Source organism: Enterocloster lavalensis (assembly GCF_046603895.1).
GTDB classification, from domain to species: Bacteria; Bacillota; Clostridia; order Lachnospirales; family Lachnospiraceae; genus Enterocloster; species Enterocloster lavalensis.
On the sequence record NZ_CP176637.1, the window covers coordinates 514494 to 537745 of the forward strand.

The following is a 23252-nucleotide window of genomic DNA, read 5'->3' on the forward strand; positions in this document are numbered from 1 at the left end:
CTGCATTCTCTTCTTACAACAGCTGGCCCGACAGCAGAAGCAGCGCCTGAGGCGCCACCCTGAGCCAGTCCGGCACCACCCCGGCAGTCTCATGGGTGTGGATGGTTTTCTCCTTTTTCCACCACAGGCCGTTGTCTAGGGTGATATACCACTCAAAGGGCATCTCCGATATATCCGGATTCTGCACCCGGATCAGATTGGCCCCCGGAGTCCCTTTCAGTTCCCCGGCCCTGCTCTCGCTTAAGGGCTCAAAATCGTGGGCCCGGATGCCCACCGCCGTGATCTCATCCCCCACGGGCAGCTCTGTCTCCAGCTCCAGACCGCCCCAGTCCAGGGCCAGGACCTTCCGCTCTCCCACCCTCTGAATCCGGGAAATGTTTTTGCAGCCCGTAAGCCTGGCCGCCTGGCAGGTCACCGGGTTCTGAAACAGCTCCCGGGTGCGCCCTTTGGCCAGCACCCGGCCCCGGTCCATGAGCAGCAGGTTGTCGCAGAGCTGGTAGGCCTCGTCCCGGTCGTGGGTCACCATGACCGCCACGCCGCCGTACCCGGCCATCACCCGCTTTAACTCCAGCCGCAGCCCCTCCCGCAGGTAGGTGTCCATGGCAGAGAACGGCTCGTCTAACAGCAGCACCTCCGGCTCGTAGGCCAGAATCCTGGCCAACGCCACCCGCTGCTGCTGGCCGCCGGAGAGCTGGCAGGGGTAGCGTTTTCCAAGCCCCTCCAGGCGGAAACGCTTCATCATGCTCTCTGCGACCTCCCGGCGTCCGGCCAAAGTCGTGTTCCCTCCCCGAAAGTATTTCCCCGAGAGGCCGGTCATAATGTTCTCCTCCACCGTCATGTTGGGAAACAGGGCGTAGCTCTGGAATAAGTACCCTACCCTGCGCTCCTGGGGCCTCAGATTCACCTTGAGCTGTGAATCGTAGAGCACCCGTCCGCAGGCGGCCTCCCCGGAGGCGTACTGGAGAGCGATGCGCCCGGCCCCCGGCGTCTCAATTCCGGCTATGGACTTTAAGGTCATGCTCTTTCCACAGCCGGAAGGGCCCAGGATCCCCAGACAGCCCACCCCGGCCTCGAAGGCGATCTCCAGCTCAAAGCCCTTCAGCTTTTTTGTTATATCCACCCCTAAGCGGGGACTGTGTTCGGATTTGACAGCCATTGATTTCCAATCCCTTCCATGCATTGTTTCCGGATTCCGCGCCGGACAAGGCTCAGCGCTTTTTCCGGTCCGCCCTCAGCCCGGCCCAGTTCATCAGAATCACGGACAAGAAGGCGATCACCACGATCACCGCCACATACCGGTAGGCCGCGTCCATATTTCCCGCCGCCACCTCGGAGTAAACGGCCATGGGCAGGGTGCGGGTCTTGCCCGCGATATTTCCCGCGATCATGGCGGTGGCGCCGAACTCGCCCAGGCCCCTGGCAAAGGCCAGCACGCCGCCGCTGACAATCCCCGGCAGCGCGTTGGCGAACAGCACCTTGCGGAAAATGCACCACTCGCTCATTCCCAGGGTCCGGGCCGCGGCCGGAAGATTCTCATCCACCTGCTCGAACGCGCCCCTGGCGGACCGGTACATGAGCGGAAACGACATCACCACCGCCGCCAGCACGGTGGCGATCCAGGAAAATGCGATTTTTACGCTGAAATAGTCCAGAAAGAATTTCCCCACCGGCCGCTTCACGCCAAATATATACAGCAGGAAGAACCCCGCCACGGTGGGCGGGAGAACGAGTGGAAGGGTCAGGATGCCATCCCATATCAGTTTCAGCTTTTCATTTTTCAGCCGGATCACTCTCCAGGCTGCAAAGATTCCCAAAAAGAATGTGACCAGAATCGACAGTGAAGCCGTCCGCATCGAGATCAGAATCGGTGACCAGTCCATGTGTTTCTCCCCTTTTCCCTGTTAATCTGCTCAGTTGGCCCTGGAGAAGCCGTACTTCTCAAATACCGCCATGGCCTCGTCTGTCTTTAAGAATTCCACAAACGCCCTGGCCTGGGTTTCATGCTCCGTGTTCTTTACCACCGCCACGGGGTAGAGTACCTTATTTTTCAGGCTGCCCTCCGGGGCCTCGGCCACGATCTTCACCTGATCCGCCATGCTGTAGGCGTCCGTTGCGTACACGATGCCTGCGTCCGCGCTGGACGCCGCCACCTGATTGAGCACTTCCGTCACATTGGTGCCAAAGCTGACCTTATCCTGAATTTTATCCCAGATTCCCAGATTCGTCAATGCCTCCTCCGAATACTGGCCCACGGGAACGCTGGCCGGATCGCCCAGTGCGATGGACTCCGCCTTCTCAATGTCCTCAAACCCGGCCAGCCCGCTTTCGCTTCCGGCGGGAACAATCAGAACGATTTTATTTTCCAGCAGATCGGTGATGGTGCCGCTTTCAATCAAACCCTCTTCATCCAGAGCGTTCATCTGCTTGGGGGCTGCGGACATGAACACAGCCGCCTCCAGCCCCTCTTCAATCTGGGTCTGGAGCTTGCCGGAGCTGTCGTAGGTCCCCACCACGGTCACGCCCGGGTTCTGTTCCTGGAACATGGGGATCAGCTCATCCTCATAGGCGTTCTTCAGACTGGCCGCCGCTGCAACCAGAATCTCCGCCGGTTCCAGTTCCGCCCGATCCGGCTCCCCGGTGTTTTCCCCGGTCTGTCCCTGGGCCGCGGCATCGGACGAAGCCGGTTCCGTCGCGTCCGTGGTGGTGTCCGCCTGAGTGGTTTCCGCCGCGGCGGTGTCGGACACTGCGGCAGTGCCGGACGCGTTGGTCTGGGCTTTTCCGCCCGAGCAGCCCGCCATCATACCGGCCGCCATTGCAACTGCGAGGAACATGGTGATCTGTTTTTTCATAAATACTTACTCTCCTTTTTCTGTGTTTGGTTTTATGATTTTTGCTGCGCTGTCGTTATGCTTGTGCGAGAATAACGGAGGCGCACAAAATCTCGATGATAGGGGGAGGTATAGGGGCGGGATGGAGAGGGGGATAAAATGGGGATTCTCATGCAGATGGCTCTGTGTTGGCTTTTGTTGGTGGATTTCACCCACTTTAATGGTTTGAATCGAGGTTATTTGTTTATATCTCCCCCACCTTTGTGTTCTTATATGCGTATTTTGCGTTATATATCCCCACTCTGTCATTTTTATGAGCGTTTCTATATATCAGTTTCACCCATCTGATTGTTCTTATGAGCGCTTCCATACACCAGTTTCACCCACCTGGTTGTTCTTATGAGCGCTTTCATACATCAGTTCCAACCACCTGGTTGCTCTTATGAGCGCTTTCATACACCAGTTCTAACCACCTGGTTGTTCTTATGAGCGCTTCCATACATCAATTCCAACCACCTGGTTATTCCCGCATAGATTCGCCCACAAGTTTCATTCCCCATCCGTCCCGCCATTCCATACAGCCGGGCGGAGCTTTTCACGTACCACTCCGCCCCGCCATTCCACACAACCGGGCGGAGCTTTTCACATACCGCCCCGCCGCCGTTTTACTTTCCCTACTGCCTGGCGCACTCTGAGGCGCTGCCGCGCAGAATCTTCAGCCCGTGCTCCAGGCTGTCCAGCACAAATCCCAGGCTCTCCCGCACGGCCTTGGGGCTGCCGGGCAGATTGACGATCAGGGTCTTTTTGCGGATCACGGACACGCCGCGGCTGAGCATGGCACGGTTGGTAATCTTCATGGACTCATAGCGGATGGCCTCCGCGATGCCCGGCGCGTTGCGGTCCGCCACCGCCAGGGTCGCCTCGGGCGTCTGGTCCCGCATCGAAAATCCGGTTCCCCCGCTGGTGAGAATCAAATCCACCTGCCGTCCGTCCGCCAGGCGGATCAGCTGCTTTTTCAACTGTTCCGGCTCGTCGGGCAGAATCAGGCACTCCACCACCTCGTAGCCCGCTTCCTCCAGCATGGCCTTTGCCGCCGGGCCGCTCTCATCCTTGCGCTCGCCCTTCGCCCCCTTGTCGCTGAGGGTGATCACCGCAGCCGTAAAGGGCCGGTCCCCGTCGGGAAGCACGGCCTCCATCACGTCGCCGGGACGGATCACGCCCTCCTTTTTCACCTCCGCAAACACGCCCTGGGTGGGCATGATGCACTCTCCCATGCGCTTGTAGATGGCGCAGTGGCTGTGGCACTCCTTGCCGATCTGGGTCATCTCCAGTTCCACGGTTCCCGCGTACAGGCGGGTTCCCACCGGAAGGCGGCGGAAATCCAGCCCCTCCACCACCAGGTTCTCGCCGAAGGCCCCGTCGATCACATTGGCCCCCCGCTCGTTAAAATCCTTTACCTTATCATAGGATAACAGGCTCACCTGCCGGTGCCATTTTCCCCCGTGCGCGTCGCCCTCGATGCCGAAATCCGGCATAAAATGACCTTCCTCCACGGAATGCTTCTCAATCCCTCTGCGGTCGCTGATGCAGATCGCGCGCACCGTGCCTTTCAGACTCAAGCCACTGTTATTTCCATTTGTTTCCATTTTCTTGTCATCCTCCAATACTGCTCATATTGTGCCCTTCCGTAATCCGCTCCGGCTCCTCGAAGCAGTGGGCCCCCGGTTTCCCGTAAATCGTCTGTTCCATCACGCGGCATAGTTCCTGGCCGCCGCCGTCCGGGCCGTCCTCCGCTCCCGTGTCCGCGCCCCGCAGAACGGGCCGCAGGTCCACGCCGTCCTCATAACAGAGGCAGGTTTTCAGATAACCCGTGCTGGTCAGCCGCACCCGGTTGCACTGCCCGCAGAATTTCCCGTGGATGGCGCTGATCAGTCCAAGGCTTCCCTGAAAGCCCGGCACCCGGTAATAGACCGCGGGGCCGAACCCGTGCTTTGCAGTGTCCGTTTCCATGTCCGGAAATACCTGCCGCATCTGCTCCAGCAGCTTCTGGTGGTCCACCGTCTCAAACTGTTTGCCGTAGCCGATGGGCATCATCTCGATAAAGCGCACGTCCAGGGGGTACTCCTTGGCTAGACCGGCCAGCCGCTCCCAGCCGTAGCTGCCGTCCCCGTCCCTGTCCAGCTTTAGGGACACCGCGTTCACCTTCACCTTAAAACCCGCATCCACAGCGCGCCTGATCCCGCTAAGCACCTGATCCAGGCGGTCGAAGCCGGTGAGATCCGCAAACTGCCGCCGGTCCAGGGTGTCCAGGCTCACGTTGATGCCGTCCACACCGGCAAGCTTCAGGCGGTCCAGATGCTGCTCCAGCAAAATGCCGTTGGTGGTGATGGTCACCGCCTCGATGCCCGGGATGGTTTTTAAAGACCCGATCAGCTCCGGGCAGCCCTTTCGCACCAGCGGCTCCCCGCCGGTGATCTTCAGATGGCGGATTCCCAGACAGGCCGCGGCCTGGCAGACCCGCCCGATCTCCTCGTAGCTCAAAATGTCCGCCATGGGCAGCCATTCCACGCCGTCTGGCATGCAGTAGCGGCAGCGCAGATTGCACCGGTCCGTGATGGAAATCCGCATATAGTCGATATTTCTTCCAAATGAGTCAATCATAAACTTTATTCCCCGTTATGTCTGGGATTGTGAAAATCCCCGCTCTTGCCCCCGGATTTGCGCTCCAGGTACACATTGCCGATCTCCATGGACTTGTCCACGGCCTTGCACATGTCGTAGATGGTCAGCAGCGCCACGGTCGCGCCGGTCAGCGCTTCCATCTCCACGCCGGTTTTGCCGGTGGTTCTGGCCGTGCAGACCGCCTCAATCCCACTCATCTCTTCTTTTATTGTAAAATCCACATTCAGCTTGGTCAGGTTCAGGATATGGCAGAGGGGAATCAGATCCGAAGTGCGCTTTGCGCCCATGATCCCGGCCACCCTGGCCACCCCCAGCACGTCGCCCTTGGCCATAGTTCCCCGACTCACCATGTCAAGGCACTGGGGGCTCATGAAAATGGTTCCCCTGGCCACGGCCTCCCGCTTTGTGTCCGCCTTATCCCCCACATCCACCATGCGGGCGTTTCCCTGTTCGTCAAAATGGGTAAATTCCATTGTTCCGTTCCGTCCTTCCTACATTCCTTTTCCGAATCCGCAGTTGGGATACGTGCACACCGGGCAGTTGAGGCACAGCCCGCCCTGTCCCAGGGCCGCCAAGTCCTCCGGCGTAACGGGATCGTCCGCCATCACCCTGGGCAGCACCAGGTCGAAAATGGTCCGCTTGGCGTACATCACGCAGCCCGGCAGGCCCATGACAGCCACCGTGCGGTCCCCGGCCTCATAGTAGGCCAAAAGGAACATCGCTCCGGGAAGCACCGGCGCGCCGTAGGAAACGATCCTCGCCCCGGTATTTTTGATGGCCAGGGGCGTCTTGTCGTCCGGGTCCACACTCATGCCCCCGGTACAGACCACCACGTCCGCGCCCTTTTCGATCATCTCCAAGATGCTGGCCGTCACCTTCTGGTCGTCGTCGTTCCAGGTCACATGGTCGATGACCTCTGCGTCGAACTCCGAAAGCTTCTCCTCGATCACCGGCGTGAAGGTGTCCTGAATCCGTCCGTAAAACACCTCATTTCCCGTGGTCACGATGCCCACCTTCTTATGTACAAAGGGCTTCAGCTCCAGGATCGGCTTTCCGCCGGTGACCTTTGCCGCGGCCTCCCGTGCCGCCTCCATCTTCTCCTCCTCGATCACCAGGGGAATGATCCGGGTGCCCGCCAGCTTATCCCCCTGTTTCACCGGGAAATTGCCGTGGCGGGTGGCGATCATCATCTGACCCAGGCCGTTGACGGTCTTAAGCGCCTCGTTGTTCACCTTCAGCAGGCCGTCGCAGGCCGCCTTCAGCTCGATCTTGCCCTCTTTCGCCTGGGTGCGCTCCATATTGCCGCCCTTACACATTTCGCAGAGAATCTCCGCCGCGTCGTTCTCGTGGAGCATCCCCTCCTCCTTCTCCCAGACGTAGAGCTGGTCCTTGCCCACGCTCAGGAGCACGGGGATGTCCTCCTTCGTCACCACATGGCCTTTGCGGAACACCGCATCCTTTGTGACGCCTTTTATAATCTGTGTAATGTCATGGCAGAGCACGGCCCCTTCCGCGTCCACGGTCCGAATTAATTTCATAGTATGTAACCAACCTCCAACCTGTATTTTTACAATCCTTTTCGTTATTTATATATATGAATAACGCTATGGATAGCATAGCACTTTTCCACATTTTTGTAAATAGGTGTTTCCCCGGAAATTCCATAAAATTACAGCCTTTCTGCAGAATATTCCGGGCAGCCACCGCCTTCACCCAACGCCAAAACCCATTGCCCCCGATTAAAAAAACGGCCTCCCGGTAACCGGGCTGCCGATTTTTTACAGTGCCTTAAAATTTTTGATTCCGCGCCTCTTACATTTCCCCCTCTTCCTCAATCTGCTCGTGGACGAACATAATGAAGAAGCTGACCAGCAGCATGGCGCAGCTGAACCAGATGGTCTTAACGCCGAAACGCTCGGTGAGCACGCTGCCCAGGGTGGCTCCCAGGGCGAAAATGATGATTACGATGTAGTAGCGCAGGCATTTGTCCAGAATTTTTTTGTCCTTGCTGTGCCGGTAAGCATAGAAGGACGCCGTGGCGTTGCGCAGGTTGCCGATGCACATGGTGCTGGCGTAGGGGCTGCCCTTGATCTTGCGGAAGGCGTTCACCTGCATGGAACAGACGAAGGATACCAGAATGTTGGCCGCCATATTCATGGTCTCGGGCATGAAGCCCACCGCAAACAGCACCACAATCTCGATGGCCACCACGATCTGCCGCCAGTGCAGAAAACAGTCCGTCCTGTCTTTGTACACCCGCCGGATATGCTCCGCCACGTAAACTCCGGCCACAAAGGCCAGCACCGGCGCAAGATACCGCATCGCCAGGCCCCACTCCCGGTTGGCCATGTGGGTTCCGAGCAGCACGATGTTGCCCGTCTGGGCGTTGGCAAACACGTTCCCTCTGCTGAAATATGTATAGGCGTCCTGAAATCCGCCCGAAAGCGTCAAAAACATCCCCGTTGGAATAGCTTCCGACATCTGGATTTTCCCCGCTCTGCGCGGATTGTTCTGACTCATACGCTCTTTGCTCCCCTTCTCTCGCTTTTTTCTTGTGAATTTTATCACACTTTGAAGAAAAAGGGAAGCCCCTTTACAGTTCAATCCAGGCGCTTTGCCAGCCGTTTTTGCACAATATCGATAAACTGAAGTCCCGTAACCACATGAGGCGAGGGGTTGACGGCCACCTTTTCCAGGTCCGCGGTCATGATTCCGCTCTCCACGGTCTGGATGGATTCCTCCTCCAGAGCCGCGCCAAACGCCGAGAGCGCCTCATTTCCATCCAGCTCTCCCCTCTTTTTCAGACCTCCGCTCCAGGCCATAATAATCGCCAGCGGGTTGGTGGAGGCTACACCGCCTTCCAGATACTGGTAATAATGGCGACGGACCGTGCCGTGGGCCGCCTCGTACTCGTAGACGCCGTCCGGGGACACCAGCACGGAGGTCATCATAGCCGCTGAGCCGTAGGCGGTGGCCAGCATGTCGCTCATCACGTCGCCGTCGTAGTTCTGGCAGGCCCAGACGTAACCGCCGCTGTTTTTGATCACCCGTGACACCGCGTCGTCGATGAGACAGTATTCATATTTCAGCCCGGCGTGCCGGAACTGTTCCATATACTCCTCCATGAACACCTGCTTAAAAATCTCCCGGAAATTCCGGTCGTAGACCTTGGAAATGGTGTCCTTGGCGGAAAAGATCAGATCCTGCTTCACATCCAGGGCGTAGGACATACAGCAGCGGGCAAAGCTGCGGATGGAGTTGTCCAGGTTGTGGATGCCCTGGGCCACGCCCGGGGAGGTAAAATTGTGAATCAGCTCCCTGCGCTCGGTTCCGTCTTCAGCGGTAAATACCAGCTCGCATTTTCCCGGGCCGTCGATCTTCATCTCCGTGGCTCGGTAGAGGTCGCCGTAAGCGTGGCGGGCCAGGGTGATGGGCTTCTCCCAGGTTTTTACATAAGGCTCGATGCCTTTGATCAGAATCGGCGCGCGGAACACCGTGCCGTCCAGGGCCGAGCGGATGGTCGCATTGGGGCTCTTCCACATCTTTTTCAGGTTGTACTCCCGGATGCGCTCTAAGTTGGGCGTGATGGTGGCGCATTTTACCGCAACGCCGTGCCGCCTGGCCGCCTCCGCGGAGTCGATCGTCACCTGATCGTCCGTGTTATCCCGGTTGCGGATGCTCAGATCGTAGTAATCCACCTTCAGATCCACGAATGGCAGCACCAGCTTTTCCTTGGTCTCCCGCCAGAGAATCGCGGCCATCTCATCCCCGTCCATCTCCACCAGGGGGGTGGTCATTTTAATCTTATCCATACAAAATCCTCCACGTTTGTCAGAATCGTTCTATTTGTACTAGAGTATCATAAATTCTACCGTGATACAACGTTCTCTCCCCCTTATTGACAAAATCTTTCAACGCTGTTACAGTAAATTCAGCTTCAAACATTTCAGATTCAGGAGGACTTTCAAATGGGTACACAAAAAGGGGCAAATTGGGTATTTGGCAGGGACGTGAAGGGCGTCGAGGCGTCTCCGGGCGTGGAGCGCAGGGTGTTGGCCTACTGCGACGAGCTGATGTGCGTGGAGAATGTGTTTCAGAAGGGTTCCATCGGCGCCATGCATCATCACCCCCACACGCAGATCACCTACGTGGCTTCCGGCCGCTTCCGCTTCACCATCGGGGATCAGACCCGCGAGGTCGTTGCCGGAGACACTCTGCTTAAGCAAAACGACATCCCCCACGGCTGCGAATGCATTGAGGAAGGAATTCTGGTGGATTTCTTCACGCCCATGCGGGAGGATTTCGTGTAAAACGGCGCTGCGGCTTTTGGCGGGCCGCCTGGATGAACCTTCTCCGGGCGGCCCGAATATTTTCCCCCGGACCGGCCGGGATTTGTTGTCCTCTCTCCTCTTATACTCCCTGCATTTTCTTATTTTTTCTCAATAATCAAATTTCCTCTGGACAAACGCACAGGACTGTCGTATAATTCCATACATATTAGTTAGTTTTAACTAACTGCTTAAAACGCACCCCCACCACAAATGAATCCAACACTACATACAAGGAGGTTCTCTATGAGCGTTGTCATTATCGGAGGTCACGACCGTATGGTCCGCCAATACAAGAAAATCTGTAAGGACTATCAATGTAAGGCAAAGGTTTTCACCCAGATGTGTGCGGGCCTGGACAAGCAGATCGGGCGGCCGGATTTGCTGGTGCTGTTCACCAACACCGTGTCCCACAAAATGATCCGCTGCGCCCTGGACGAAGTCAACGAGGGCGAAACCCAGGTCGTCCGCTGCCACACCAGCAGCGGCACCGCGCTGAGCGGGATCCTGGAGGAACAGTGCAGGCACTGCCGGATGGCGTAGAATCCCGGGACGCCCGGGAGGCGGACGAACTGAGGCCGCCGGGAGCAATCCCGCCCAAAACGATCGCCTGCAGGCTGCGCCAGCGGACCATTGCATCCAATAATGCCGCCTGAAGCGCCATGGCTCCAGGCGGCATTACTCCGTGATCGTTTATTCGAGCGGCATTACAACCGGTTCCGGCCCAGTTCCTTTGCTCCAGGCGGCATTACAACCGGTTCCGGCTCAGTTCCTTTGCTCCGAGCGGCACTACAACCGGTTCCGGCTCAGTTCCCCGCCCGTTGCACCTCCACCAGATTGGTATGCTGGGGATTTCCTTTGGCCAGAGGCGACGGGTGGTCCCCGTCCGTCAGCACGTTGATGCTCCCCCGGGTATCCGTGCCCTGCCGGTCCGGCCGGTACCATCCGCCCTGGGACATGGCGGTGACCCCTCTCATGATCCGTTCGGTCACAAGGGCCGGAATCCGCACTTTTCCTCTGTCATTAAACACTTCCACCAGGTCGCCCTGGCCGATTCCTCTAGCCCCGGCGTCCTCCGGGTGAATCCACAGCGCTGGGGCCTCCACCTCGTCCATCCACTGGTTGTTGTCGTGGATGGAGTGGCAGCGCCTTCTGGTATGCCAGCCCACCAGCTGCAGGGGATAACGCTGGGTCAACGGATCTTCCGGCCCCTCCGGACAGGGCATGTGCCGTGGGATCGCTGGAATCTCCTCCGGCCTGCCCAACCTGTATAGGTCGGGGGAAAATATCTCAATCTTGCCTGAATGCGTTGGAAATGGGTGATTCTCCGGGTCCGCGATCTGCTCCCGGAAGGCCACATGGACCCGGCCGTCCCGGTAACGCCAACCGCCTGCGGCCGAGAAAGTCTCGTAATCCGGCAGCTCCGGCTCCCGCCTGCGCATGATCTCGTAATTCTCCCGCAGCCAGCTCTCCGTCTCCTCTTTCCCATCCACAAACTCCCGGTAATACCCCAGGCGGTCCGCCACCTCCTTCAGCCACTCCCACTCAAACTGGCAGCCAAACAGCGGTTCGATCACCTGGTTGTTGCGCAGCAGGTAGCTGCCGCCGATCCAGGGATTGACAATGTTGTCGCCCTCAAACACCGATGTTGCAGGCAGCAGCAGGTCCGCGTACCGGGCGCTGGGCGTCATGAACAGATCGGAGCAGAGAATAAACTCACATTTCGTCTCATCCCTCAGCAGCCGGGTGGTTTGGTTGATATCCGAGTGCTGGTTCACCAGGGTATTTCCGGCCAGGTTCAGAATCATTTTGATATTGCTCTCCAGCCGTGAAACTCCGGTCAGACCGTCGTGCTCCCGGTCGAACTCTGTCCCCCGCTCCACCGCCTTGGCCCACTGGAACACCGGAATCCGCCCCGGATAGGGGTTGGCCGGTTGGTTGAACAGGCCGATGCCGCCGTGCTCCCGAATCCAGCCTGATCCCGCCGCCCCGCCTCCCGGCCGGCCCACATTGCCGGTAAGGCAGGCCAGCATGATCTGACCTCTGACCACCTGTTCCCCATTGCCGGTGCGCTGGGCCCCCAGACCGGCCAGAAGGCAGGCGGGCTTCGCTGCAGCATACTGCCGGGCCAGACTGCGGATGGTCTGGGCGGGCACGCCGGTGATCCGCTCCGCCCACTCCGGCGTCCTGTGGATACCGTCCTTCTTCCCGAAAAGATAGGACGTGTAGCTCTCCCCCTCCGGAAATCCCTCCGGCATGTGCTCCTCGTCAAAACCCAGGCAGTACCGGTCCATAAAGGTCCGGTCCTCCAGGCCCTCGGACAAGATCACGTAGGCCATTCCGTCCGCCAGCGCGCTGTCCGTGGACGGTCTGATAGGGATCCAGCAGTCTGCAAAAGCAGCCGCCGTGTTGCTCAGCCGCGGATCGATGACCGTGATGGGGACGCCCTTTCGCTTCAACTGCCCCAGGTATCCGTTCAGCTCCGGCCCGAAAATGGTTTCCGCCGGGTTGTGGCCCCACAGAATCAGAAAATTCGTGTTCAGCAGGTCCGCCGGACTGTTTCCGCTGAACGCCGTGCCGTACAGATAGGGCGTCACGTAGTTGGCGCAGGCGCTGCTGTAGGAATTGTAATAGCCCAGATAACCGCCATCCAGAGCCAGCAGGCGCATTGCCAGCCGTCCGGGCCGCATAATGCCGGTCACGCCGGTGGCGTAATTCACATACCGGGAACCCACGCCGTATGTATCCTTAATCCGCTTCCACTGGCCGGCCGCCAGGTCCGCGGCCTCCTGCCAGCTGATCCGCGCAAACTTGCCGCCTCCCCGCTCCCCGATGCGCTTCATCGGGTATTTTAAGCGGCCCCCGGACAGAAACGTGTTCCGGTAGCTCCTTCCCCTGACGCAGGCTCTGAGCTGCGGGCTGTTTCCCGGCGTGTCCGTCTCGATGCGCAGCAGGCAGCCCTCCCGGACTACGGCCCGGATCACGCAGCAGCCCCCGCAGTTGTTGATGCCCGCCGTGTTGACGGTCCGCTCTTCTTCCAGAGGGATGGGCGGATTGGGGCCGCGGCGGATCACCTCCGGGAATATGGGGGTAACGGTGGGGTCCTCGAAGAAGGCCGGGTCGGAACCGGCCTCAGACCGTTCCAAATCCCCCGCCGCTACTCCGCCCGCATCCTCCAACGCCCGGGCCAGCCGCTCCACCACCGCCAAAAAAGGGCTGTCCTTCCTGCAGGCGCGGATGCACCCGGCCACGGTTACGGCGGTACTCAACACATAGTTCCGGATAAACGCTTCCGCGGCCGCCAACGGACCGGCCGGGTCCTCCCCCTGTTTCTGGCAGTGAATCCCCGCGCTGGTCAGATACGCAAGGAAGCGAAACATTTCCCCCAGATAGTCCGGCGGGTTCCCCTCCATTTTCACTGGGCGGTAACCCCAGCTGTAATAAGTTTTTATCACTTCAAGAGTAGTGCCGTTCCAGAGAATATTTCCCCTGCCGCTGCATCCGGAGGCCCACAGGACCATCTCCACATCCGCGTCCGTGCCCCGGAACAGGAAGTCGTACTCAAGCACAAATTCCTCCCGGTCCATTTCAGGGAAATACCGACGGAACCCGGGCTGGTCCCAGGCCTCCCCGGGACCGGCAAAGAAACCGGCTCCCGCCTGGTAAATCCCCAGCATCCGCTGCAGCCGTTCCATCCCGCTCATGGACAGACCTCCTCTCTCTGATCCCGGGCTGCAAAGCGCAGGCAGTTTACCGGGCAGGCCAGCACGCAGACCGGCTCTTCCCCCCGCTGCCTGCGCTCATAACAGCCGTCGCAGCGGTAAATTCCAGGCTGCGGCCGCGCGGGGTAAATCTGTCCGAAGGGGCAGGCGTTCCCGCATCTTCCGCAGCCGCTGCAAAGCTCCCGCCGGTATCCTACGGTCCCGTCCGCCCGAAAAAAAAGCGCGCCCGCCAAACAGGCCCGGGCGCAGGGGGCGTTTCTGCATTGACGGCAGGCCTCCGGCTGAAAACGCACCGTAATTTGTCCATTTTCCCGCGTCTCACGGCATCGAACCTTCAGCAGATTGACGCCCAGCGGCAGATCGTGGGCGTCCTTGCAGGCGATCTGGCAGGCGTTGCAGCCCATGCAGATCCCCCACTCCGTATACAAACCAACTTTTCTCATGTTCCGCACAATCCTCCGATTTTCACGTGGTCCCCCTAATATCCGGCCAGAGCCGCCGCCGCCTGCCGCGCCTCCTCCACCGTGTTAAAGGGCGAGAAGCTGAAGCGGACCGCACCCTGGCGCTCCGTCCCCAGCGCCCGATGCATGAGCGGCGCGCAGTGCCCGCCGCCCCGGGTGTAGATCTCATGCTCCTGCGCCAGGAAATCGCTGACCTCCCCGGAATCCTCGTCCCCCAGATTCAGCGCCACGATGGCCGCCCGCTCCGGCTGGTCGAAATCCCCGTACAGCTTCACCCCGGGTATCTCCCGCACCTGCTCCAAAAAGGCGTCCATGGCCGCCCGTTCCCGCCTGCGCAGGGAATCCGGCCCCTGCTCCTTCAGGTAACCCAGGGCCGCCCTAAGGCCGGCGATGCCGTGACCGTTTAAGGTCCCAGCCTCCATGGCCGTGGGCATCACCCGCGGATGCTCCCGGGAAAAGGTCATGATGCCGCTGCCCCCGGTGAGAAGCGGCTCGACCTCGATCCCCTCTCCCAGGCAGATTCCGCCCGTGCCCTGTGGCCCCATAAGGCCCTTGTGACCGGTAAAACACAGGATATCGATGCAGTCCCGCTCCATGTCAATGGGAATAATGCCCGCCGTCTGGGAGGCGTCCACGATAAAAATCACCCCGGCCCGGCGGCACCACTGCCCGATGCGCCGGATGTCCACCAGATTGCCGGTCAGGTTGGAAGCGTGGGTGCAGACCAGGGCGCGCACGCCTCCCTCCAGGATCGTTTTCAGCGCCTGGTAATCCAGAAGCCCTTTTCTGCGCAGGGGATCCCCGGGAGGCCGTTCTGCTCCCACACAGCCCGCAATCTCCAGCACCGCGCCCTCGGCTTCCATCTGATACAGGGGGCGCAGCACGCTGTTGTGCTCCAGCGCCGTAACCGCCACCCGGTCCCCCGGGCGCACCACGCCCTTGATGGCCATATTCAGGCTTTCCGTGGAGTTGGCAGTAAACGCCACCCGGTCCGGCCCCGGCGCGTGAAACAGCTCCGCCAAAAGCTCCCTTGTCTCATAAATCACTCTGGCGCCCGCCAATGCCGCCGGGTGGGTTCCCCTGGAACCGTTGCCCATGGTGCGGATCGCCCCGGCCACCGCCTCCGCCACCGAGTCGGGCCGGTAGTAGGAGGTGGCGGCGCTGTCCAAATAGATCATTTTTAAACCTGCTTTCCCTGCTTTCTCTCCAGATACAAAAGTCCTTCCAGTACGGAACCGGCGATGCACCGGGCCTTGTCTGAGATGGTGAAACAGTTCTCGTACTCTTCCTCCCGCGGATCGATATCCGCGATCTTAAATCCCTCCGTCACCGGATAGCAGTCCCGGATGATCCCGCGGATGATCCCGGTCAGGGTGGCGTTCACCGGCACCTCGCCGTGGCCGGTGACCACCTTCGCGATCTGCTGGTCCTTTTTCACCTTGTCGCCGATCTGCACGCCGCCCATGAAAATGCCCCTGGCAGGCGAGTGGATCACCCGCTCCTTTCCGTAACCGCCGATGGTGCCCGGCACCCCGGTGTTGGGCAGGGCGCTCCCGCTGCCGATGATCCGTCCCAGGTTGTGGCCGCGCATGGTCTCAACCACCAGGTCCACATCCTTTCCGGCCTCAAATCCCGGCCCCAGCCCGATGGTCTTAGGAGCCATGTCCCGGGTGGTTCCAAGATTCTTCTTGGCCAGAATGGCGTCCACCAGAGCCCACGGCCGGACCTCGTCCAGCACCCGGCATTCCGGGTCCACTAACAGCGCCACGTCCCCGCGCTCCATGATTGCCATGGCCTCCTGAACGCCCGAAGCCTTCACGCAGACCGTTCCCTCCACTTCGGCGACACCGTCGTAGACCGCCTCCGAGAAAGCCACATGGCGGCGGATAGCCGACGGGAACCCCGTCTCCAGTACCAGTACCGGGTAACCGCAGCGGTTCAGCTTGTGAATTGTTCCGGTCGCCAGATCGCCGCCTCCTCTGACAATAATCAAATGCTTCTGCTCTTCCATTTCGATTTCCGCGCTTCCTTTCCTATGGGCGGACCAGCAGCCTGGCGCCGGTCATCCGCTCCGCAATTTCGTACATATTCGTCACCCCGCCGACCTGCAGCTTTCCCTCCAGGCCGTAGTGGTTTAAGCAGGTGCCGCAGGTGAGAATCTCCACCCCCTGGGCCTCCAGCTCCCGCAAATCCTCCACGCTGTCCGAGCCCTCGCAGGAGAGAAACGCCCCGCCGTTGTATAACAGCACGGTCCGCGGCAGCTGTTCCTGCTGGCTCAGGGCATAGATGAAACCCTTCATCAGAAGCTTCCCCAGGGTGTCGTCCCCCTGGCCCATGCAGTTGGAGGAGATCACCGCCACAATGCCACCGTCCGCAGCAGGCGGACAGCAGGCTGGGGCGGGACAACCGTCTGAACGGCCGGACGCCTGGGCCGCAGCCGCACCCGGCTCCCCGGCTACCTGGCCCGCTAACGCCGCTGCCGCCGTTCCGCCCGCTGCCGCCCGGACCCACGCCGTAAACTCGCGCTCGCCGGTTTTCTCAGACCGGAACTCCAGCCCCTTGTGATCCGCCATCTTGCGCAGGTTCTGAACCGCGATCTCATTGTCCACCACCACCTCGATGGTCTCTCCCGGTCCGGCCGCCTCTAACGCTTTCCTGGTCTCCACCACCGGCAGCGGACACTGCTTCCCTCTCTCATCCAATCTCATCTCGGCACTCCTCCTTTTTGCTATTTATTTCACAATAACAGTGTAACCACACCGCTCCGTCACTTCTCCCACCACATCGCAGGGTAATCCCAGCGCCTTTAACTCGTCAAGGGCCGCCCCCGCGTCCGCCGGGTCCATGGAAACCAGAAGCCCGCCGGAGGTCTGGGGGTCAAACAAAACCTCTTCCAATACAAAGGGGACATGTTCAAAAACCACTTTGTTCTGCAAATGATTGCGGTTGCGCTGGGCGGCCGCCGTCAGATAGAAGTCCTCCACATACTCCTCGCAGGCCGGGATATAGGGAATCCGATCCCGGTAGACCGTGGCGCTGAACTTCTCTCCCATCATTTCGCAGAGATGCCCCAGAAACCCAAAACCCGTCACGTCGGTACAGCCGTGGGTCCTGTACCGGCGCACCACCTCCGAGGCATAGCGGTTTAAGGCCGTCATGGAACGGACCGCCAGGTCCATGGCCTCAGCCGAGGCCGCGCCCATTCTGGCCGCGGTGCACACGATGCCCACGCCCAGCGGTTTGGTCAGAATCAGCACATCCCCCGCCCGGCAGGAGTTGTTGGCAAACACCCGGTCCGGGTGAATCACCCCGGTGACGGACAGACCGTACTTTACATCCGTATCCATGATAGAGTGGCCCCCGGCCAGGATTCCCCCGGCCTCCCGCACCTTTTCGCTGCCGCCCTTAAGAATCCTTCCCAGGATGTTCAGATCCATGGCCTCCGGGAAACAGACGATGTTTAACGCCGTCCTCACATCCCCGCCCATGGCGTAAATATCGCTCAGCGCATTGGCTGCCGCGATCTGACCGAACACATAAGGATCCTCCACCATGGGCGGAAAAAAGTCCAGAGTCTGCACAATGGCTAACTCGTCCGTCAGCCTGTAAACCGCCGCGTCGTCCGAAGCGTCGAACCCAACCAGCAGATTGGGGTCGTCAAAGCGCGGAAGCTTTTCCAGCACATGGGACAGCGCTCCCGGCCCCAGTTTGGCCGTGCAGCCTCCCCCTTTACAAAATACAATCGGTTCCTCTCCCATCGTTCTCCTCCTTTTCCCGTATCCGTCCGCAGGTCATTTCCGGCTCCCGGCCCGCTCCCTCAGTCCGCGCAGCCATTCTCCCGAAAAATGCCGCTCAAAAATTTCGCCGGTAGACTGCCGGGTCTCCGCCATAAACGCCTCGTAGTGCTCCAGAATCTCCCTGGCCTCAGGCGTCAGCGTGGAGCCGCCTCCGTCCCGCCCGCCGGTCTCCCGGTCCGTGAGCGACAAGCCCCACTCCTTCTCAGCGCCCTTTAAAATCTTCCAGGCCTTGCTGTAGGCCATATTCATGGACTGAGCCGCCCCCTGAAGGGACCCTTCCTTCTCCACATTGCGCAGCAGCTCGGCGATTCCCGGCCCAAAGGCCTTGTCCTCCCCGTACAGCTTGATGGACATGCCGTATCTGAGTTGATCCACCGCTCCCATCCTCACCATCCCCTTTCCGTTTCGTTGTATTTTTCAGAAAATAACGTTCTCAGACGATAGGCCGCAGGCTGCGCCGGCGGCCTATTACATCCAACAAAAAAGCCGTTCTGCCCGCGAAAACGATCAGGACAAACAACGGCTTTTATGATATACGCATAAAGCTCCAAAATGCATCGGTATAATCTGCTTCTATTATAACAGATTTTCAGCCCGATGCAACTATTTTGGCCGAACTGGACGAAAAAATCAAACGAAAAAATCCCCGCAGATTCGTCAGCGCGCTCCCATGGCCTCGCAGTACAGCCTGGCTGCCTGCTTCGGCTCCTTGATGCAATCCACCAGTTTGCCGTCCGCTTTGAAACAGCGTGAACAGATAAGCCCGGGATTGCGCTTTTTGAGCTCCTGGATCAGGTCCATAGCGTATTCTTCCTTGCACTGCTGATGGACCAGCTCTCCGTGGGACAGGAGTACAAACATCACATGCTCCCATTTATTGCTGGCGTAGGCCACCTCGTCCGCATAGAAGGCCACCGCAACATCCGTCACCCGAACCGGCTCGTGGATGGCCATGGACAGCCAGTTTCTGGTCACCAGATCGCAGGCCAGGGCGGAATTACTCCGCAGCTTTCCGTCCGTCGTACTGTAAAGGGAGTCCGGCAAAAGCACCTCCCGGTCAAAGGCCTCCAGCTCTTCCCTGGAATAACCGGTGTGCTTGACGAAATATTCCATATAACCGGCTCTGCGCTTTTTGTTCATAAAGATCCCCAGCAGGATAAATGCAAGACAGAACAGACTGATTCCTCCGCCCAGAACCACACCCATCACAATCAGATCCGCGTTCCCGGAGGCCGCCATCATCAGCAACAGCAGAATCGCCGCCGCCAAAAGCACCGCGCTCCCTGCCACAATCCCCGCTCCTACTCCTCCGATGGAGCGCCGCTTTTCCAGATAACTGCCCCCTTTGGAAATACACTTTTTCCTGAACGCCTCGTCCATCTGCTTCATCGTTTGTTTCCCCCTTCATCTCGGCTGCCCGGCCCCTTGGCTCAGGCGCTTCTTCCATATTTTGTGAATTGTGAACCTATTATATCGTATTTTCCTGTAACTTTCAAGAAATACTACATTTAAATTATACTTTGGTATTCAAAGCATATTTGGTTCCCTTCACTCACCCGATCCGGTGTGAACAACCGTCTGGTGTTTCATCTCATAATGGATTAAAAATGACAGCAGCGCCCTCAACACGATAATTGAGCCCAGAATCCAGATCTCGTTCATATCCCGTATGAGCACGGTCTTTAATATTTCCGCCCCCATCTTGTACTCCAGACCCAGCTCCAGGGAGGAACCGAGCATCAGCTTGATGTTGCGCTCTCCCTCCTTTTTAAAAAATGAACCCAGATAGAACAGAAATGCCCGGGTGGCGCCGATCAAAATAATCACAATTCCAATGAATTCCAGAAAATGGATTATTTCCGGAAGTATGATCTCAATCATAGCGTACATACGCGCCTCCCAACTCCCATCACATCAAAAAGATGGAGATAAACTGAGCCGACAGCACCACAAAAATCAGCGCTACCGGATAAGTCGCCGCATAGGAAGCCGCCACGGCTTCGGTCTTTGTGACCGCCAGCAGCGTTCCCAGGGCCGGCGTGCTGGTCATGCCCCCGCAGATGGCTCCAAGAGAATTCAAAATGTCCATGGAGAACAGCTTTGTAGCCAGGATATAACCGATCACCATAGGAAGCAGCGTCATAACCGCTCCCAGGAAAAACAGGGCTGCGCCGTACTGCATCAGAATCTCCACAAACCCCTTTCCGGCGTTGGTGCCCGCTCCCATGAGGAAAAGCACCAGTCCAAACTCCCGCAGCACCTCCAGGGTTGGTTTGGGAACCGTGATGGAAACCGGTCCAATATGCATAAAATGTCCCATCACCAGCCCGGCCAGAAGGGGGCCTCCCGAGGTGCCCAGCGTAAAGCTGGCCCCGGCCGGAAGCGGGATCACGATCTTGGCAATCATCATTCCGGCAATAGTCGCGATCATAAAAGGGAAAAAGCCAAAATCATCCAGCTGTATATGTCTTTCCCCGGAGGTGTCCTGATGGACGTTGGCCGCCATGGCCCGGTTCAGCTTTTCAACCTCCCCAGGCACATCAATTCTCAGCAGCTTAGGCACCAGCTGCACGAACAGCACCACTCCGATCACGCCGAAGGGGTAGGCGATTCCGTAGCCGATGGAAGCCATGGAATCCCCGGTGGCATCGATGGCCGCCGCCAGTCCCGGAGTGCTGGTCAGAGCTCCGGTCATCATTCCCACTGCCAGAGGTGTGGGAATCCCGGCTATGGTAATCACCGCCACGCAGCTGACCGCCCCCGCGGCGATAATCAGAATTCCCAGCACCACGTAGGAAAGCGCCTTGCTTTTAAAATTCCGGAAAAATACCGGCCCGGCGATAAATCCCACCGCCGTCACAAAACAGATCAGGCCGAACTCCCGGATCACCGAGGGGATTTCCATCCCATAATGGCCGAACAGCAGCGCCACGATCAGCACGCCGGACGTTCCCAGCGACAACCCCTTCACCTTGATACTGCCCAGGAGATACCCTAAAACACCGATTATAAAAACTGTCAACAATGGATTCATCACAATACCCTCCTTCCCGATATTACTGCAATACAAATGAACCGGCGCCAAAGCGCCTATCTCCCTCCGGCGGACAACCGCTTTCCTGCAGCGCGGCAGGATTTTCCCGGAAAGTGAAAAAGGGCGCCTCCCTAGTGTATCTGCGAGACGCACCCTTTTTACCGGTTCATTCAGTTAAAATTTAATCAAATGATACTCTTCTGTGCACGGATTGCCCGGCGCGAAGTACATTTCCTCCCGCTCCAGATCCATGATAATGCTGAAAATCGTTCCCAGCCGCTTTCCCTCCGGCTCCAGCACGTCCTCGTGGCGGCAGATACTGTCGGGATAGCTGGTGTGGTCCGCCATCATCTCCTTGATATCCGCAACCCGAATTTTGTGGTTCAGGGCCCGCACCATGGTGCGCATCCGCCCCAGGCGCAGGAAGCTGTCCGGAAGGGACACTCTTGTGGTGTCCTTCACGTACATCAGCCGCGGAGTGATAAAATGGTTGGTATGAGCCAGCCAGCCCTCCTCCGCATACAGGGCGTCAAAGTCTCCGGGACCTACCTCCAGGCTCACGCCCTCGCCCTTGGAGCTGGCAATCATATAGTGGGCGCAGCAGGATAAGTTCATGCAGGTGGTGGCCCGGATCATATCCGACAGCGTCCGGCTGTCAAGCATCCCCCTCATAGCGATGTGCAGGGGCAGTACCTTTCCCTCCACCTTCATGTTCGAGGACAGCGCGTTTAAGGTAACGCCAATACCCGCGCTGTTGTAGCCGATCTTGCCGATGATGCCCGCCTCGGTGACCATGGTGATGTCCGGTTTCTTCTCCTGACGGATGTGCATGATGATGCAGCCCGCCTGCTCGGTCATTTTCCAGTCCCAGTTCTGGCCCAGCAGGGTCTTGCCTCCCTCGGTCACCTGGGGTGTGAAAACGAACGTGGTGCAGCCGTCGGTATTACTGCTGTTAATCTGGCTGCCCTGCAGCACGATCTCGCTGCGGACATTTAAGGCCAGAATCTCGTCGATTCCATAACCGGACCCGTCCGCGATTCCACGGATCTCCTCCATGTAGTCGGGATCGTACTCATTGATGGTAGGGATAAAGGTCCTGGCATAATTACACGCGTCCTCCCAGCGGATTCCGGAATAATCCCAGAACATGGCCTTGTAGGTGCTTATGCTGATGTCGACCTGTTTTTTTGCTTCTCTTCCATGGATCAGCCCGATCTCATAGGGCGTACCGGAAGCAATGATAATGGGAAACAGTTCCTTGTTGATCACGTTTTCACTCCTTTCGCAGCCCGATCATGCCCGTCTCAGACTAGTCCGGGATAAAGTTTGCGCCGATCTCGGCCGCTGTGGCGAACCAGGCTCCCCGCTCGGCCATGTAGTTGATCAGCTTCTCGTACATCTGGATCATATGGGCCCGGCCAATGGTCTGGGGGTGGGTGGTCAGAATGTAGCAGGCGCCGTCCAGAGTGCAGGCGTAGTCGAAAATGGACGCCCATCTGTCAAAGATATCCTGTGCCGGCCGCTGGCCCTCCTGTCCGCCGGTGAGATATTCGGTCTGCGGGAAATCGTCCAGGAACCAGGACACGGGCAGCTCCAGAATCTTGGAGGGCTCGCCGAACTCATTGGCGCGGTCCGAATGCGGGGTCACAGGTCTGGGATAATAGGGGTGCAGGTCGTTGCCCATCAGGCTGCTGTCGTACAGGAAACCATTTTCTTCCAGAATCCGGATGGTGTTGGGGCTGAAATCCCAGTACGGGGAGCGGTAGGTCACCGGTTTGGGCGCGCCCAGCTTATCCAGGGACTCAAGCGCCATCTGAAGGACCTTGGTCTCCTGCTCATAGGTGGATTTCGTGGGGTTCTCGTGCACATAACCGTGGCAGCCGATCTCATGTCCTGCGGCCAGAACTTCCTTACAGATATCCGGGAAGGTATCCGCCGTGTGGCCCGGAATGAACCAGCTGGTCTTGATATCATATTTTTTGAACAGCGCTAACAGGCGGGGAGCTCCCACTTCTGCGCCAAATTCTCCGCGGCTCATGTACGCGGGCGACAGGAGGTTGTAGGAACCATCCCAAATACTCTGGGCGTCAAAATCACATCCAAGGTTGACGGCGACTTTTTTTCCGGGCGGTAATTTCACTTTTCCAGTTTTCTGCATCAATCATATCCTCCTTTAAAAGATCCACTGTTTGCTGTACCTTCTGTTCCCGGCCGGTTACTGCGCTGTAACCGGCCAACATCCATGGCCATGGATAAAACGTAACGCTTTAAAATCACTTCACTTCCCGCGGCAGCTATTGACTTTGCCGAAAAAGTGTGATAATAACATAATAGATTTTGTTTCTAAATTTAATATGATTTCCTGATTCATTCAGAATTGGGCCGGATTTTATGGTTATT

At 58.5% G+C, this 23252-nt stretch carries 23 protein-coding genes; 2 read left to right on the plus strand and 21 right to left on the minus strand.

All coding sequences use genetic code 11. The features are described from left to right. Positions 1 to 13 precede the first annotated feature (13 nt). From ACK2JC_RS02235 to ACK2JC_RS02275, 9 genes are all read right to left on the minus strand, one after another. Complete coding sequence (locus ACK2JC_RS02235) at positions 14 to 1156, minus strand: sulfate/molybdate ABC transporter ATP-binding protein (protein ID WP_276950234.1); 1143 nt, start codon at positions 1154 to 1156, stop codon at positions 14 to 16. A gap of 52 nt (positions 1157 to 1208) precedes the next feature. After that, positions 1209 to 1880: a molybdate ABC transporter permease subunit gene (modB, locus tag ACK2JC_RS02240; protein WP_118755220.1), complete on the minus strand. Its 672-nt coding sequence runs from the start codon at positions 1878 to 1880 to the stop codon at positions 1209 to 1211. A 30-nt stretch (positions 1881 to 1910) separates the two neighbouring features. Continuing rightward, a complete protein-coding gene (gene modA / locus ACK2JC_RS02245) occupies positions 1911 to 2849 on the minus strand; it encodes a molybdate ABC transporter substrate-binding protein (protein WP_368271371.1) in 939 nt (312 codons plus the stop codon). Between the two features lie 653 nt (positions 2850 to 3502). Further along, positions 3503 to 4474, minus strand: coding sequence for an MOSC domain-containing protein (locus ACK2JC_RS02250; RefSeq protein WP_302326111.1), 972 nt, complete (start codon positions 4472 to 4474; stop codon positions 3503 to 3505). A gap of 7 nt (positions 4475 to 4481) precedes the next feature. Continuing rightward, positions 4482 to 5489: a GTP 3',8-cyclase MoaA gene (gene moaA / locus ACK2JC_RS02255; protein WP_320937370.1), complete on the minus strand. Its 1008-nt coding sequence runs from the start codon at positions 5487 to 5489 to the stop codon at positions 4482 to 4484. A gap of 5 nt (positions 5490 to 5494) precedes the next feature. Beyond that, complete coding sequence (moaC, locus tag ACK2JC_RS02260; protein WP_092370159.1) at positions 5495 to 5983, minus strand: cyclic pyranopterin monophosphate synthase MoaC; 489 nt, start codon at positions 5981 to 5983, stop codon at positions 5495 to 5497. A gap of 18 nt (positions 5984 to 6001) precedes the next feature. Next, positions 6002 to 7048 carry a molybdopterin-binding protein gene (locus ACK2JC_RS02265; protein ID WP_276950228.1) on the minus strand — a complete coding sequence of 349 codons (1047 nt, stop codon included), beginning with the start codon at positions 7046 to 7048 and terminating at the stop codon, positions 6002 to 6004. A 274-nt stretch (positions 7049 to 7322) separates the two neighbouring features. Further along, positions 7323 to 8030 carry a YoaK family protein gene (locus ACK2JC_RS02270; RefSeq protein WP_092370165.1) on the minus strand — a complete coding sequence of 236 codons (708 nt, stop codon included), beginning with the start codon at positions 8028 to 8030 and terminating at the stop codon, positions 7323 to 7325. Between the two features lie 80 nt (positions 8031 to 8110). Further along, positions 8111 to 9322 (minus strand): NADP-dependent isocitrate dehydrogenase, encoded by a 1212-nt coding sequence (locus tag ACK2JC_RS02275; RefSeq protein WP_107435125.1) that lies wholly within the window; start codon positions 9320 to 9322, stop codon positions 8111 to 8113. Between the two features lie 156 nt (positions 9323 to 9478). Between ACK2JC_RS02275 and ACK2JC_RS02280 the strand changes: the two genes are divergently transcribed. Both ACK2JC_RS02280 and ACK2JC_RS02285 read left to right on the plus strand, forming a co-directional pair. Then, positions 9479 to 9820 carry a cupin domain-containing protein gene (locus tag ACK2JC_RS02280; RefSeq protein ID WP_092370171.1) on the plus strand — a complete coding sequence of 114 codons (342 nt, stop codon included), beginning with the start codon at positions 9479 to 9481 and terminating at the stop codon, positions 9818 to 9820. A 264-nt stretch (positions 9821 to 10084) separates the two neighbouring features. Further along, positions 10085 to 10381 carry a DUF2325 domain-containing protein gene (locus ACK2JC_RS02285; protein ID WP_092370174.1) on the plus strand — a complete coding sequence of 99 codons (297 nt, stop codon included), beginning with the start codon at positions 10085 to 10087 and terminating at the stop codon, positions 10379 to 10381. Positions 10382 to 10644: 263 nt separating this feature from the next. Here ACK2JC_RS02285 and ACK2JC_RS02290 read toward each other — a convergent pair whose 3' ends face one another. The 12 genes from ACK2JC_RS02290 to ACK2JC_RS02345 all read right to left on the minus strand — a co-directional run bounded on the left by ACK2JC_RS02290 (position 10645) and on the right by ACK2JC_RS02345 (position 23010). Next, positions 10645 to 13542 carry a DMSO/selenate family reductase complex A subunit gene (locus ACK2JC_RS02290; RefSeq protein ID WP_320937371.1) on the minus strand — a complete coding sequence of 966 codons (2898 nt, stop codon included), beginning with the start codon at positions 13540 to 13542 and terminating at the stop codon, positions 10645 to 10647. Continuing rightward, complete coding sequence (locus tag ACK2JC_RS02295; protein WP_276950222.1) at positions 13539 to 14003, minus strand: 4Fe-4S dicluster domain-containing protein; 465 nt, start codon at positions 14001 to 14003, stop codon at positions 13539 to 13541. The genes ACK2JC_RS02290 and ACK2JC_RS02295 overlap by 4 nt, the downstream gene beginning before the upstream one ends. A 35-nt stretch (positions 14004 to 14038) precedes the next feature. Then, a complete protein-coding gene (locus tag ACK2JC_RS02300) occupies positions 14039 to 15199 on the minus strand; it encodes an aminotransferase class V-fold PLP-dependent enzyme (protein ID WP_320937372.1) in 1161 nt (386 codons plus the stop codon). Positions 15200 to 15201: 2 nt separating this feature from the next. Continuing rightward, positions 15202 to 16032 (minus strand): selenium-dependent molybdenum cofactor biosynthesis protein YqeB, encoded by an 831-nt coding sequence (gene yqeB, locus ACK2JC_RS02305; RefSeq protein WP_118755249.1) that lies wholly within the window; start codon positions 16030 to 16032, stop codon positions 15202 to 15204. Between the two features lie 22 nt (positions 16033 to 16054). Then, positions 16055 to 16729 (minus strand): sulfurtransferase-like selenium metabolism protein YedF, encoded by a 675-nt coding sequence (gene yedF / locus ACK2JC_RS02310; RefSeq protein WP_320937373.1) that lies wholly within the window; start codon positions 16727 to 16729, stop codon positions 16055 to 16057. 24 nt (positions 16730 to 16753) lie between these two features. Further along, the gene (selD, locus tag ACK2JC_RS02315; protein ID WP_276851021.1) at positions 16754 to 17779 is read right to left on the minus strand and encodes a selenide, water dikinase SelD; all 1026 of its coding nucleotides are present in this window, start codon (positions 17777 to 17779) and stop codon (positions 16754 to 16756) included. Between the two features lie 33 nt (positions 17780 to 17812). Continuing rightward, positions 17813 to 18202: a winged helix-turn-helix domain-containing protein gene (locus ACK2JC_RS02320; RefSeq protein ID WP_264477508.1), complete on the minus strand. Its 390-nt coding sequence runs from the start codon at positions 18200 to 18202 to the stop codon at positions 17813 to 17815. A gap of 273 nt (positions 18203 to 18475) precedes the next feature. Then, the gene (locus tag ACK2JC_RS02325) at positions 18476 to 19207 is read right to left on the minus strand and encodes a hypothetical protein (RefSeq protein ID WP_107435131.1); all 732 of its coding nucleotides are present in this window, start codon (positions 19205 to 19207) and stop codon (positions 18476 to 18478) included. Positions 19208 to 19366: 159 nt separating this feature from the next. Next, positions 19367 to 19708, minus strand: coding sequence for a DUF1622 domain-containing protein (locus ACK2JC_RS02330; RefSeq protein ID WP_320937374.1), 342 nt, complete (start codon positions 19706 to 19708; stop codon positions 19367 to 19369). A 19-nt stretch (positions 19709 to 19727) separates the two neighbouring features. Continuing rightward, complete coding sequence (locus ACK2JC_RS02335) at positions 19728 to 20852, minus strand: permease (RefSeq protein ID WP_092370198.1); 1125 nt, start codon at positions 20850 to 20852, stop codon at positions 19728 to 19730. A 174-nt stretch (positions 20853 to 21026) separates the two neighbouring features. After that, positions 21027 to 22121, minus strand: coding sequence for a C45 family peptidase (locus ACK2JC_RS02340; protein ID WP_320937375.1), 1095 nt, complete (start codon positions 22119 to 22121; stop codon positions 21027 to 21029). A gap of 40 nt (positions 22122 to 22161) precedes the next feature. Beyond that, positions 22162 to 23010, minus strand: coding sequence for a polysaccharide deacetylase family protein (locus tag ACK2JC_RS02345; RefSeq protein ID WP_007712561.1), 849 nt, complete (start codon positions 23008 to 23010; stop codon positions 22162 to 22164). Between the last annotated feature and the right edge of the window lie 242 nt (positions 23011 to 23252).